14 protein-coding genes are annotated in these 13,384 nt (G+C 52.9%); 6 read left to right on the top strand and 8 right to left on the bottom strand.

The genetic code is table 11. The features are described from left to right. The first annotated feature begins 97 nt into the window (after nt 1-97). Both DFER_RS05575 and DFER_RS05570 read left to right on the top strand, forming a co-directional pair. Nucleotides 98-1,945, top strand: a complete 1,848-nt coding sequence (locus DFER_RS05575) for a chloride channel protein (RefSeq protein ID WP_041735966.1) — start codon at nt 98-100, stop codon at nt 1,943-1,945. A 161-nt stretch (nt 1,946-2,106) separates the two neighbouring features. Continuing rightward, the gene (locus tag DFER_RS05570) at nt 2,107-2,496 is read left to right on the top strand and encodes a MarR family winged helix-turn-helix transcriptional regulator (RefSeq protein ID WP_143828675.1); all 390 of its coding nucleotides are present in this window, start codon (nt 2,107-2,109) and stop codon (nt 2,494-2,496) included. A gap of 92 nt (nt 2,497-2,588) precedes the next feature. On the opposite strand, the gene DFER_RS05565 is transcribed toward DFER_RS05570, so the two are convergent. The 4 genes from DFER_RS05565 to DFER_RS05550 are packed head-to-tail and all read right to left on the bottom strand — an operon-like array spanning nt 2,589 to nt 5,676. Further along, nucleotides 2,589-3,419, bottom strand: a complete 831-nt coding sequence (locus DFER_RS05565; RefSeq protein ID WP_015810631.1) for a DUF4097 family beta strand repeat-containing protein — start codon at nt 3,417-3,419, stop codon at nt 2,589-2,591. A 4-nt stretch (nt 3,420-3,423) separates the two neighbouring features. Further along, a complete protein-coding gene (locus DFER_RS05560; protein ID WP_015810630.1) occupies nt 3,424-4,290 on the bottom strand; it encodes a DUF4097 family beta strand repeat-containing protein in 867 nt (288 codons plus the stop codon). A gap of 20 nt (nt 4,291-4,310) precedes the next feature. Next, a complete protein-coding gene (locus DFER_RS05555) occupies nt 4,311-5,165 on the bottom strand; it encodes a HEAT repeat domain-containing protein (protein WP_015810629.1) in 855 nt (284 codons plus the stop codon). Then, nucleotides 5,152-5,676, bottom strand: a complete 525-nt coding sequence (locus tag DFER_RS05550; RefSeq protein WP_041735963.1) for an RNA polymerase sigma factor — start codon at nt 5,674-5,676, stop codon at nt 5,152-5,154. The genes DFER_RS05555 and DFER_RS05550 overlap by 14 nt, the downstream gene beginning before the upstream one ends. A 154-nt stretch (nt 5,677-5,830) precedes the next feature. Between DFER_RS05550 and DFER_RS05545 the strand changes: the two genes are divergently transcribed. Both DFER_RS05545 and DFER_RS05540 read left to right on the top strand, forming a co-directional pair. Further along, a complete protein-coding gene (locus DFER_RS05545) occupies nt 5,831-6,109 on the top strand; it encodes a type II toxin-antitoxin system RelE/ParE family toxin (protein WP_015810627.1) in 279 nt (92 codons plus the stop codon). A gap of 12 nt (nt 6,110-6,121) precedes the next feature. Then, on the top strand, nt 6,122-6,442 hold the full coding sequence (locus DFER_RS05540; RefSeq protein WP_041735960.1) for a HigA family addiction module antitoxin: 321 nt from the start codon (nt 6,122-6,124) through the stop codon (nt 6,440-6,442). 25 nt (nt 6,443-6,467) lie between these two features. On the opposite strand, the gene DFER_RS05535 is transcribed toward DFER_RS05540, so the two are convergent. From DFER_RS05535 to DFER_RS05525, 3 genes are all read right to left on the bottom strand, one after another. Next, a complete protein-coding gene (locus tag DFER_RS05535) occupies nt 6,468-6,950 on the bottom strand; it encodes a PA2169 family four-helix-bundle protein (RefSeq protein WP_015810625.1) in 483 nt (160 codons plus the stop codon). A 53-nt stretch (nt 6,951-7,003) separates the two neighbouring features. Next, the gene (locus DFER_RS05530) at nt 7,004-8,122 is read right to left on the bottom strand and encodes a hypothetical protein (RefSeq protein ID WP_015810624.1); all 1,119 of its coding nucleotides are present in this window, start codon (nt 8,120-8,122) and stop codon (nt 7,004-7,006) included. A 114-nt stretch (nt 8,123-8,236) separates the two neighbouring features. Further along, nucleotides 8,237-10,672 (bottom strand): ABC transporter permease, encoded by a 2,436-nt coding sequence (locus tag DFER_RS05525; RefSeq protein ID WP_015810623.1) that lies wholly within the window; start codon nt 10,670-10,672, stop codon nt 8,237-8,239. 199 nt (nt 10,673-10,871) lie between these two features. Between DFER_RS05525 and DFER_RS05520 the strand changes: the two genes are divergently transcribed. Together DFER_RS05520 and DFER_RS05515 are read left to right on the top strand one after the other, a co-directional pair. Further along, a complete protein-coding gene (locus tag DFER_RS05520; protein WP_015810622.1) occupies nt 10,872-11,474 on the top strand; it encodes a Crp/Fnr family transcriptional regulator in 603 nt (200 codons plus the stop codon). A gap of 75 nt (nt 11,475-11,549) precedes the next feature. Then, nucleotides 11,550-12,215 (top strand): hypothetical protein, encoded by a 666-nt coding sequence (locus DFER_RS05515; protein ID WP_015810621.1) that lies wholly within the window; start codon nt 11,550-11,552, stop codon nt 12,213-12,215. Nucleotides 12,216-12,230: 15 nt separating this feature from the next. On the opposite strand, the gene DFER_RS05510 is transcribed toward DFER_RS05515, so the two are convergent. Beyond that, nucleotides 12,231-13,205: a class I SAM-dependent methyltransferase gene (locus tag DFER_RS05510; RefSeq protein ID WP_015810620.1), complete on the bottom strand. Its 975-nt coding sequence runs from the start codon at nt 13,203-13,205 to the stop codon at nt 12,231-12,233. Nucleotides 13,206-13,384 lie beyond the last annotated feature (179 nt).

Below are 13,384 nucleotides of genomic sequence, written 5' to 3'. Positions count from 1 at the left end.
AAATAATCAAACATCCATTTAATGCTTGCCGGCGGGGCAGGAACGCTATTTTTAGGTTTTAGTACAAGCCGTTACCCGCCTTGTAAAGGGATTGATCGTGAATAGAAGCAGCATTAAGAAGTTTTACAGTTTCCTGAAGTTCAGACGAAACTTTACCCGTTATAGCCTCCAAAAAGCTAAAAGCTACGAAATCGTCCTGTTCTGGCTGAAAAGTATCCTGAGCCGGAACCAGTTCCTGATCCTTTCCGGTATCCTGGTGGGCATTACCTGCGGCCTGGCCGGTGTGGTGCTGAAATCGCTCGTGCATTACATTCACCACGTGATCACTTACCGCGTTCATTTCGAGCGGCAAGTGTTTTTCTACATATTGTTCCCCTTTTTGGGCATTGTGCTGACCACCGTGGTCGTCCAGTTCTTCTTCAAAGGGCAGGACCGCAAAGGCATTGCGGCCGTGCTGTATGAAATCGCACAGAATTCGAGCATTGTGTCTTCCGTTAAAATGTATTCGCAAATTGTGCAGAGCGCGATCACCGTGGGGCTGGGCGGATCGGCGGGGCTGGAAAGTCCCATTGCCGTGACGGGCGCGGCCATCGGGTCCAATTTCGCGCAGACTTACAAGCTGGATTACCGCGAGCGGACGCTGCTGCTCGCCGCGGGCGCTACGGCGGGTATTGCATCGGCCTTCAATGCACCCATTGCGGGGATGATGTTCGCATTTGAAATCCTGCTGACCGGCGTCGTTTTCTTCGATTTCTTCCCGCTTGTGGTGGCGGCGGTTTGCGGCAGTCTCACGTCCAAAGTACTGCTCAAAGAGTCGGTATTATTCCAGTTCAGCAGCCGCGCGCCGTTTGATTACCACAACATCCCGTTCTACCTGCTTCTCGGCATTCTGTGCGGCCTCTACGGGCGTTATTACGTGCTGATCGGCAAGTATGTCGATCAATGGTTTCATAACCTCAAAATGGGGCGCATTCAAAAAGCTGCGATCGGCGGGGCGGTGCTGTCCGTGCTTTGCGTGCTGTACCCGCCGCTTTTCGGCGAGGGCTACGACACGATCAAGGCCATTACGAACGGCCAGATCCAGGAGGTGATCGCCAACAGTTTTTTCCGTTTTATCGGGTACCACGAGTGGGTGGTGATCGTGTTCGTCGCGGTCATTTGTTTGCTCAAAGCATTCTCGGCTTCCATCACAATTTTCAGCGGCGGCAACGGCGGAAACTTCGCGCCCTCGCTGTTCGCCGGCGGGCTTGTCGGCTATGCATTCGCGCTCGTGTGTACGCAGCTGGGGATAGAGCATGTGCCCGAAAGTAATCTCGTGATCGTGGGTATGGCAGGGGTGATGAGCGGGGTGCTGTATGCGCCGCTCACCGCCATTTTCCTCATCGCCGAATCGACGTATGGCTACGACCTGTTTATTCCGCTGATGATCGTTTCGGTCATCTCATTTTCGATGGCCAAATGGTTTTCGTCCGTCTCGCCCGACCTCGAAAAACTCGCCCGGCAAGGCAAGATTTTCACCCGCGAGCACGACCGGAATTTGCTCTCGCTGCTCCACATTTCCGACCTCATCGACAAGGATATTCAGGTGGTGCATGTGGATGCTTCGCGTGAGGAACTGGCCGGTCTTATCCGCGCCGGCAAGCGCAACGTGATCTCGGTTTTGGGAGAAGGCAACAAATTCGTCGGCACCATTTCGATGGACGACGTGCGGCCGCTGCTCTTCACGGCGGACGGCTATACGATGCTCACAATTTCCCACCTCGTTAAGCCGGCCCCGGCGGTCGTGCAGGAGTTCGAAAATGTCTTAACCGTCATCAAAAAATTCGATGAAACCGGCGCCTGGAATTTGCCGGTGGTGAAAGGCGACGGCGAGTTCGTGGGTTTCATTTCCAAATCTTCCGTACTGAACAGTTACCGGCAATTGCTCCGCTCGCATTCAGGGTAGGGTGCTGAGCAGTAAAGCATAATGCTGCTTTTCAATTTGTTAGAATAGTTTTATATTTGCATAATACTTGATAACTCAAATATATATCAACTAATAATCAAATACATTTCAATTTTATGTCAACTATTTCTCAGGGACTTAAACTGTTTTTAAACCTTACCATGATCCAAACACTGACCGCCAAACGCTTCGATGCCAAACTGGGAAGTCACGGGATCAGCCTCAACGAATTCATGATTTTGCACCACCTGGCGAATGCGCAGGACGAGAAATTGCGGCGTACGGATGTGGCCGAAAAAGTGGGTTTGACGGCCTCGGGAATCACCCGGATGCTGTCGCCGTTGGAGAAACTCGGGTATGTAAAAAGGGAGGCGAACAGCCGCGATGCGCGCGTGTCGTACGTGAAGCTGGCGAATGCCGGGAAGAAAATTTACCTCGAAGCGATCGCAACTGCCGAGGCTACGACCGATCAGATTATGGCGGCCGTGAAGACCAAAAAGCTGGACGACCTCCAGAAAATGCTCCTGGAACTGGGCGCGACAATTGAATAGCCGGCGCGCTCCCGGGAAAGGTTTCGTACAGGCCAAAGAAAACGCCTCTGACAGACGATCTGCCAGAGGCGTTGGGGCATGTTCGGGGTGCGTTATTTGGCTTTCCTCACGTAAATATTTCCGTTCATATTCTTCATCATGATCTCGCTGCCGCCGCCGTTTACTTTGCCTTTCACCCAGTCGTCGATGGTCACCTTGTACATGCCGTCCTTGGCGCTACGCGTGGCCTGCGGCGCGGACTTATCGACGTCCACATCGAAATCGCTGTAAATCTCGCCCTGGTCGGATTTGATTTTGACGTCGAATTTGGCGGTGGCCGGCAGCGTCACATCCACATTGCCGTTCAGCGTCGAAAACGCCATCGGCGATTTGGCGTCCACCGTTTTGAAGTTCGCTTTCAGCACGCCGTTCACGGTATTGGCGACGGCCGATCCCGAAATGTTGACCAGCCGGATGTCGCCGTTCACATTCGTGATTTCCATTTCACCATCCACGTTTTCGATCAGCACATCACCCTGGTTGACCGTGCCGACACTCAGCGAGAATTTCATCGGTACTTTGATGTTCAGGTCCATGCGGGCATTGATCAGTCTCGAACTTACATTCACTACATTTTTTTCCTCCGTGGCCGAAATATCGAGCGAGCCGTTTTTCGAAATCCGTTTCATGCCTTCGGTATTCTCCCTGGGCTTTTCAGGCTTGTCCGGCTGCTTCGTCGATGCCTCGATCACTACCTGGTTGCCGCTGTAACCCGTCACGCGGATGGAACCGCTGATGAGGTGGACTTTCAGTGTGCCGGGCTTGGCGGGGTCGGTGAGGGGAATGGTGAGTTGTTCTTTCAAATCTCCCTGTGCGAACACGGGTGCCGATAAGGTACTGAGCACTGCGAGTGTTGCGAGGGCGATAATGCGCGGGGTTTTCATTTTGCTATGATTGTTTTTTAAGATAAATATTGCCATTGAATGTCTCGAATTTATACGTAGGGCCGCCGCTGCCGATGCGGATGAAGGTTTCGGTGCTGAGCTTGTAAACCGTTTTGTTTTCGCGGTTTTCCGCATTCTTCACCACGCGTACCGGAAGTCTTTCCACATTGGGAAAATCCGTGAAGAAATCCCCGTTGAAGGTTTTGAACTGACAATCCACGGCCAGCGCGGCTGGATAGCTTACCTTCACATCGCCGTTCAGCGTTTTGAAATCCGATTCGCCGGGCGGCACTGTCACGAAGTTCACCTCCACATTGCCGTTGATCGTGTGCATACTGGCCGTTCCTTTGGCATTGGCGACTTTTATCGCGCCGTTCACATTGCGGACGCCCAGCGAACCGGTTACGTCGTTCACATTGATATCCCCGCCATTGACCGTCGAAACGTGCAGATTGAGCGAGTAGGGAACCTTAACTGTGAAATCGAGCTCGAAATCGTATTGGATATTGGGTCCGTCCCAGTTGCGGCGGCCGCGGTTGGGGCGCGAATCGAACGGGTTGGCAATGTAGGCGATAATACTGTCGGCGCGCTGCTCGATTTCCAGTTTTAACTCCGCCTTACCCTCGTCCAGCACGGCCTGCGTTTTGGCACTGATCTTCTTGTCGATTTCGAGCATGACCTTGTCGCCATTGTAGCCCTCCACTTTAATGGACCCGTTGATGTTGTAAATCGCCAGCACATTTTTAGCAGCCTGGCCCGCGCTGATGGTAAATTCCTTGCTGACGCGCTCCTTGTGTTCCAGCTTTTGCGCCGCGGCCTGGGCACAGCAGAGCACTGTTCCCGCCAGCAGGGGGATTGAAAAATACTTCATGGCTAATAGTTGATTTAGGTTTATGAAAGGTCCTTAATGGTCTGTTCGATCTTCACTTTCACGAGGTCGTTCAGGTCTTCTTTTTTTAACAGGGATTTCAATGCTTTCACCGACCGCTTTTCCTGCAACTTCACCATCACGTCGGCCATTGCCACCTGTACCATCGGAGAGTCCTGCAATGCAAGGGACTTCACCAGCCCTTCACGCACGGACGCTTCGCCCGCGTATTGCGTGAGCGCTTCGAGCGTTACGAGCCGGACATTTACGTTAGGGTCGTTGTTTAAGGTGGTAAAAAGCGCTTCCAGGACACGATCGTCTGCCTGCGCGATCTCACTTGTATAACCCACGGCCCGGAGGCGCTCGGTGGCCGAAGGGTTTTCTAGCAGCGACAGCATCATCGAGCTTTTCATGTCCTGCACCTGGGCGGCCAGCGCTTCGATCTGCTGCTGGTAGGCGGCCACATTCGGCGTGCTGCGGTTTGTGCGGCTGCCGATCACCCATCCCAGGCCCACGAGCAGGAGGCTGAACCCGACTTGTAATGTCCATTGCGGTACCGTCCATTGGGCCGGTATGCTATCGCGGATGCTTTCCATCATGCTTTGGAACGAAAACCGCGCCGCCGCTTTCTCCGTTTCCTTGAACTCGTCGAGCATGGTGTAGAAATTCGCCCGCATGGCTCCCCGGGGTTCGGGTATCCTGATTTTCCCCATGCCGTCCCAGATCTGCTTATCGGCGGCAAATTCCTCCTGGCAGCTCAGGCATTCGGCCAGGTGCCGGTTGATCTCCATTTGCGCGTTCCGTTCCAGGTTATTGTTGAGCCATTCGGTCAGTTTGCCTTTGGTATGTTCGCAGCTCATGTGCTTATCGTCTTTCATTTGTAAAAAACCTCTTCTTCAATTCTCCCAATGCCCGGTGAACCCTCACTTTCACGGTTCCTTCGTTAATGTTGAGCACTTTGGCGATCTCGTCGTATTTCATTTCCTGAAACCGGCTCAAAATCAGCACTTCCCGGTATTCCGGACTTAGTGCGCCCATGGCTTCGTGCAAAAAATCCTTATCCTGCTGGCGTTCCAGGTTTTCGTCGGCCGGCATCCCGCCGCCCAGCCGGTCGGCGACTTCGTTCACATCATAGAAATTGAACGACCTGTTTTGTTTCACTGAATCGTTGAGGACATTCCTCGCCAGGTGGTACATCCACGTCCGGAATTCACCGTCGCCCGTAAACGTATGCCGGTATTTTAGCATTCTGTAAAACACATTTTGCACGAGGTCCTCGCTGAGGTCGCTTTTGTGCGTCATGTGGTAAAAGAATCCGAACAGCGGCCGGTTGTACCGCTCAAAGAGCAAGCCCATCTTATCCAGGTCCCCGGATTTCACCCGGAGCATCAGCGAATTGTCGGTCAGGGTATTCAATGCGTCGCTCTCTGTTTTCGTGATTTTGATGTGGTAACTGCGCGGGGAAGGAAAGGTTACAGGAATTTAGGGAAAAAGTTGAAAATATTTTCTGTAACTTGACACGTTTCACGTTACATCCTGGTTTGTGATTGTAACTTACCGGCATAAAGGGCTGGAACTATACGCACGCAAAGGAGACCGTTCAAAGTTGCCGCAAGCGCATCTGGCACGGGTCCGGCTTATTTTAACGCGACTGGATGCGGCGGCAAATGCCATCGAAATGAACCAGCCGGGTTACCATTTCCATGCTTTGACCGGCGACTTAAAGGGTTACCATTCCGTGAGAGTGTCCGGCAATTACCGGATCATTTTCAGGTTTGAAGGAGGAAATGCATTTGATGTAGACTATGTGGATTACCACTAAAATATGACGACTATGGCAATTTTTGATCCCGCACACCCAGGAGAACTGATCAGGGAAACGATAGAGGGACTAAGGGAAGAAACAGGTCAGCGACTGACGATCGCAGAGGTGGCCGAAGGGCTGGGAGTAACCCGAAAGACCTTATCGGCGATTCTCAATGCGAAACAGGGCGTAACGCCGGAAATGGCAATCCGCCTCGCCACGGCATTCGCCAACACGACACCGGAATTTTGGCTGAATGCCCAGGAGAACTACGATCTCGCAAAGGCCAGGCAGACGGTAGATGTGAGCAAGATCCGTGTGTTCTGGCAACCGAATGCCGCGTCGGCATAATAAAAAAGCCCCGTTCGGGGCTTTGCTAGGTCGTTAGCGGGTATTTCGAGACGTCCCGTTGCCGGTCGCGCTCGGTCTTGATCGTGTCGTGGGCGGACTGGATTGAGGTGTACTGGCTCAGGATGAGCTGCCGCACGTCGGCCGGGAGCTCTTCGGATTGCAGGGCTTCGTCATAGGCCTTTTTGGCGGCATCTTCGCCCATTTCGGCATTTTCGAGCACGGCCCGGCGGTTGTCGGACGTGAATGTGGCGCGGATATCCATCCAAATGCGGTACAGCTTGCCCGAGAGCATGGTACCCGTGGCGGGCTCGCCGCCCAGGTGCGTCACGTGCGACGTCAGGTCTAGGACGTGCGCGCGGCTTTGGTCGGCCAGGTTACGGAACATGGCCCGGAGGTCGTTTTCAAGTTCCTGGGTTTCGGCTTCGGCTTTTTCATAGCCTGCTATCCGGTCGTTGTTGATCAGGATCAGGTCGTTCAGGATTTCGATGGTTTCTGAATTCTGTGCCATTGCTGGTTTGCGTTTGATGATGGCGCATTCCTATCAATAACCATTCCAAAGCCTCACCGGACAATACTGATGCTGTTTTCGCAGATCTCGTACCGACAGCCGGGTGCCTGGTCGCGGATCACCTGTTCGCACACAAACCGCAGGATCTCGTCCCGGCGCGCCAGCGGCGTTCCCGTTTGCGCTTCCCAATGTTTTGTTTCAGGCATAAAAAGAATGGCTACCGCATTGCCTCCGCCAAACTCCCAGCCGAAAGAAATGCGGATCGGCCCCTCGTGGTAGTAAATGCTTCCGCCGCGGCCGCTTTGTGTGTATTCCAATGTCGGGAAAATGCCGCTGGCCGGACGTACTGCAAGGTTTTCTTCGGTCGGATGCGTTGCGCTGATCGCGCTGGTTGGATACACTTTTTCGCCATTCTCCGTTGGAGTTGTTGTGGAGTCAATGCCCTGGTAATCGCGAAGTCGCTGCTGATCGCTGTTCTGGACCAGCGGCAGTAGGCACGGCGGCGACGAATAGGAGGGATCGGGCTCGCTGTACAGATGCACTTCTTCATTACGGATCGCGCGCAGCATTGCGGCTGTCGCATTTTCGAATGGTGCTTTGGGAAAACCTTCTGAAAACTTGATGAACGAAATGCGGTGGGTGCGGCCGTCGGGCCAGTCGGCTTCCATGGCGTAAAAGCCGGGCCGGTAGGGTAGTGTGTTGGTCAAAATCATGGTGCCGCCGTTGAGACGGTTGCGCACGGGTTTTTCTTCCAGCACTTCGCCCGAACACGTGTTCGTAAGGCGGAATGTGCCCGCGTCCCAGGCGTAGGCGGGCATATGGAACACCAGTTGCTGGCAGTCGGCATAATGGATAACCCGTACGTTTTCAGGTTTGATGGTCCCGGTTTGCAGGCTGCTTCCCGCTTCACCGGGATTTTTGTAGTAGTTGGAAACGGATGTGAGCACACATTTGCCGTGGTAGGAGTCGCCCGGAATCGCATTGTCGGCCACCGGTTCGGCAGCGTCAAGCGGGATGATACCCGGCGTGCCGTCGCCGATATCAGGAATATAATATCCTGAAACGGGTTGATTTTCAGATTTTTCGATAATGCGCCGCCTCACTTCCACTACATTGCCGGGCTGGAAGACATGCGTGTGCCGGATGATTTTGCAGCGGATCACAGGTTCCATACGGAGATCGGTTAAGTCCTTTCACACAAAGCCCGGGCCGGTGCGGAGCGCACACAGCCCGGACTCAAATGTAATAACTCACGACCGGTCGGATATCGTATTTTGATCCACCGGCTATTCTGATCGAAGGGACTGCACGGGGTTCATCAGCGCAGCCTTCACCGACTGATAAGAAATCGTGCACAGCGCCACTACCACGGCCAGTACGCCTGCCAGCGCAAATATCCACCAGGAAACGTCGACTTTATAGGCAAATTCCTGCAACCACCGGTCCATCAGCCACCAAGCGGCGGGCGTAGCGATGAGCAATGCGATGATCACCAGTTTCAGGAAGTCCCTGGAAAGCAATGCGATAATGCCTGCCACCGATGCGCCGAGCACCTTCCGCACGCCGATTTCTTTCGTGCGCTGTTCGGCGGTGAATGTGGCGAGGCCGAATAGCCCGAGGCAGGCGACAAAAATGGTGAGCCCGGCGAAAGTGGCGAGGATCTGACCGGTTTTTTGCTCCGCTTTGTAAGTTTCGTTAAAACGCTCATCCAGGAAAGTGTAACTGAACGGCATGTCGTATTGAAAGCTGTTCCAATTGCTTTTCATCGCAGCAAGCAGCGGTGAAACATCCTTACTGCGCGTTTTAACCATCATCCAGCCCCAGCCGCTGCTGAGCGTCATCACCAGCGGGCCGATTTGTTCGTGCATCGACCTGAAATGGAAGTCCTTCACAATGCCGATCACGCGGAATGTGGTTTTCTTGCCGTCGTTATCGTTGCGGGTAATGAGCCGGTTCATCGCATTCTCGGGCGTCCAGCCGAAGGTTTTAACGGCGGTTTCATTGATGATAATGCCCGAGGAATCGGTGCCGTATTCCCTCGAAAAGTTGCGGCCGTGGGCGATGGTCATGCCCAGCGTAGGAATGTAGTCGTAGTCGACGTCATAGCGGAGTGTTTTTACCATCCGGTCCGTTTTTCCGTCCGGGTTGACGGTGAAATTGTTGTTGTCCGAAGGCCCCGCAGGCACATAGCCCGACAAGCTTACGCGTTCCACGCGCGAGTCCTTCGTGAGCGCCTCCCGGAATGCTTCCACGTTTTTGCCCAGCGACCAAACCGGCACCACGATCACCTGATCTTTGTTGTATCCCAATTTTTTATTCCGGATAAACTGCAATTGTTGAAACACTACGGTAGTTCCCGCGATAAGGACGATCGACATCGCAAACTGAAATACAACCAACCCGCTGCGAAGGTTGATACTGCGCCCGGACGATGAAAGCCGGATGGCCGCCGCCCCGCCTTTCAGCACGGCAATGGGCTTGAACGACGACAGGAAGAATGCAGGATAACTGCCCGCAAGAATGCCCACCAAAATCCCGAAGCCTAACGTCGCAGGAATCAGTCCCGGCACAGCGTCCCATTGCAGCGACAGATTTTTACCCGATAATTCATTGAAAACCGGCAAACCGATCACGGCGAACAAAATGGCAAGTACCATCGCAATGGATGTCAGCAGGATCGACTCGATGAGGAATTGCCGCACAAGTTCGGATTTTTCCGAGCCCATTACTTTTCGTACGCCCACTTCCCGCGCCCGGCGGGACGATCCTGCCGTGGACAGGTTCATGAAGTTGATGCAGGCGATCAGTAGCATCATAACCGCCACAGCACCAAATATATACACGTAGGTAATGTCGCCGTTCACGTCGAGGTCGTACTGAAAATCGGAATGCAGGTGAATGTCGGTCAATGGTTGAAGCCGTAGTTCGAGGTTGTTGCCCTGCTTGCGGAATTCGGCGATTGTTACACCCATCGACTGTTTCAATTGAGGACTAATGTATTTATCGACGGTGGCGGGGAGTTTGGCTTCCAGCTTTTTGTAATCATAACCCTCCGGCAGCACGAGGTAAGTGAAAAACTCAGAAGTGAGCCAGGAAGTCGACCTGGCTTCGTCGAGCGTGGCCATCGAACCGAGGAGATCGAACCGGAAATGCGAATTGGACGGAATATCCTTCATCACGCCGGTCACGCGCAGGGTTTTGTTCCAATCTTTAAAAGTGATAATCTGCCCCGTTACATCCGTTTTACCAAAGTATTTCCGCGCGGCAGTTTCCGACAAAACAATGGTGTTGGGTTCGAGCAGAGCAGTTTTAGGATTTCCCTGAATGAAAGGCAATGTAAAAACCGAAAAGAAATTGGAATCCACAAATGCCAGTTTCTCGTCATTGTAAATGCGGTTGTTGTGTAAAACCAGCGGTTTGCCGCTCTGCCGGAGCCTTGTCGCTTCGAGCACTTCGGGGTAATCGGCCTTCAATGCGCCCGCGGTGGGCGGCATAGCGTGCGACTCGTTGATAATCCCGCCCGCCATCGTGCCCTTAAAAGTGGTCCGGACAATCCGGCCGGACTTCTCATGGAAGCGGTCAAAACTCAGCTCATCGATAACGTACAGGCTGATCAGCATACACGAGGCCAGCCCAATGGCCAGCCCGGTAATGTTGATGGCCGAAAACACCCGGTTCCGGGCCAGGTTTCGCCACGCGATAGTGAAATAGTTTTTCAGCATAGGACCAGGACGGATCGGGTAACTTTCAATAAATCAATTTTCATGGCTAATAAACGGTACATTGTATTGCATAGTACATTGTATAAAATACATGCCAATTTTGTAAATATCTGTTTTTCAATGATGTAAATGGTTTTGGCTAAGATCCGGCGTCCGCATTCGGACACTTTTGTACGATTATGACCATCCCGGCTTGGTGATGTTTACTAACTTTAAGGCCATTCTGATATGTATGACAGACCTCGAAAACTATTTGCAGACCTATTTTGAATTCGATCAGAGCGATCTGGCGAAGGTAGCCTCTTTTTTCAAACCGGAAATGCTCAGAAAGGGCGACTATTATCTTAAAACAGGGAAACCCTGCAACAAACTGAGTTTCATCAAATCCGGTCTGCTGCGGATTTACGTGGACCTCGAAGATCGCGAAGTTACCCAGTGGATCTGCACACAGGGCTATTTTGTTACGGACCTTTCGAGCCTGGTTTTCGCGAAGCCCGCGCGCTGGAACATCCAGGCACTGACCGATACGTTTTTGTATACCATTGATAAAGAGGATTATGACAGGATCGGTGACTACATCCCAAAATGGCCGGTGACCGAGAAATTGTTCATTGCCCATTGCTTCACCACGCTCGAAGACCGCGTGTTCTCATTCCTTTCCATGACCGCCGAGCAGCGCTATAACCTGCTGTTCGAAAGCCATCGCGACATATTCACCCAAGTGCCGCTGCAATACATCGCATCCATGCTCGGCATGACGCCCGAAACCATCAGCCGCATCCGCCGGAAGCAGCTCAGCTGATTTCTTGATCTAGGTCAAGTGCGTTTGGAAATGGCCCCGATACCTTTGCAGGGTCATTAATCAACCACTTGTCATATGTTTTTAGGTCACTATGGTTTAGCGTTCGGAGCAAAGAAGGTCGCTCCCCGCGTTTCGCTGCTGACGCTCTTCGTCGCAGTTGAATTTGTGGACATTCTCTGGCCTTTCCTGCTGCTGCTGGATGTGGAGAAGGTAAAGATCCACCCGGGTTTTACCGAGGTCACGCATTTCGAATTTTTGCATTATCCCTATACGCACAGCCTGATGATGGGCATCGTGTGGGGGCTCGTCTGCGGGGGAGTGTATTGGTTATTTCAAAAGGACGTCCGCAGTGCGGTGGTCGTAGGTCTGGCTGTGCTGAGCCATTGGTTTCTCGATGTCGTCGTGCATGTCCCGGATTTGCCATTGACCATTTTCGGTGATCAAAAGGTCGGAATGGGATTGTGGAATTCGCTGCCTGCCACGATATTGGTCGAAAGTGCCATTTTCATAGCCGGTGTCTGGATTTATGTAAAAAACACCCGCGCTATCCCCGCGAAAGGCAAATGGGGCCTCGTCGCATTGGTCGCATTCTTTGTCGTCGCCGAGCTGTTCAATATGTTCGGTCCGCCGCCGGAAGATTCGATACCTGCATTGCTGGCCTCGTTCGTAGTGTTACAGGCCATCCTGCTCTCACTCGCCCACATCACCGACCGGAACAGGGCGCCGGTGGGTGAGCGGTAAGGGCTTACGAACGCATTATTTCCGCTGAAACCCTTTGTAATGAGCGATAATGTCCTTGTCGCTGAATCGATGGCCCGCATCTTTGCGGCCCAGAAAATACACGCCGCTGGCAGTATCCACGTTAAACGACTCCGGCACAAGATGGTCGAACAGCCGGACCCACGCGAAAGCCATGGCCACAACGATCGCCACTTTTCTGCTTCGGGTAAGGCCCCAGGCGGCGTAGCGCACGTTCCATTGCAGAACCGTGCCCAGGCCGGTAAGGAATCCCGAATCGAGCAGGCGGAAGTCCTTGAACAGCAGCCGGTGCCCGCTTTCGGTGAAGCGCGTGAAGTCGTAAGGACCCTCGTGCACATGCTGCTGGAATGGTGTTTCGGCGTACACGACGCCGCCTTGTTTTAATACCCGATGGATTTCGGCCACAACCCGCGGCGGATACATCACGTGTTCCAGCACCGCCTGGATCCAGACGGCGTCGATGCTATTATCGGCCACGGGCAGCGAATGGCCGTCTGCGACGAAATCGGTATTCGGAGAAGCGTAAATATCGAATGAAAGCACGTCGATGTCTTTCGCATTGTACATTTCCGAGGCCCCGTTTCCGATCGCCCCGCCTCCGATGATCAGCACCGACGATTTTTTGCCGGGATATTTGGGAACGGCCGCGAGGAATTTTTGAAGGTTAATCTTCGTCTTCTTGCCACGGCCCCAGAAAATCCTCTTAATGGCGTCATACTTATTACCGCTCCTTGGAATAAGGCTTTCACCGGCGGTGGCTATGAGCGCTTCCCTGTTTAAAATGCTTTCCTCGAAGTTCACCAGAACCGGGATTTTGCCCTGGATCATCGGAATAGGATCGGCTGAATGCCGGCAGTCGCCGGAGGAGCATATAATGCGATCGGTCGCGACCGTCAGCCGGGAATGGCACACCGGGCACACGAGCGTATTATTTTGCAGGTATTCAGAAAGCAATGGGGAAAGCGCATTCATATTCGACGAAGGGATTAGGTGATTTCTGACCGACTCGGGAAACTTTTGAATGTGTGAAAGATACAATTCGATCTGTGTATGTCAATAGATATTTGATAAAAATGTGCGATTGGTTACATAGAGTTAATAATCGGACTTATAGTGCACACTTATCCTATTTGATTTTCGTAACTTTATCG

The organism is Dyadobacter fermentans DSM 18053, assembly GCF_000023125.1.
Lineage (GTDB): Bacteria > Bacteroidota > Bacteroidia > Cytophagales > Spirosomataceae > Dyadobacter > Dyadobacter fermentans.
This window is presented reverse-complemented; position numbering and strand designations above follow the sequence as displayed.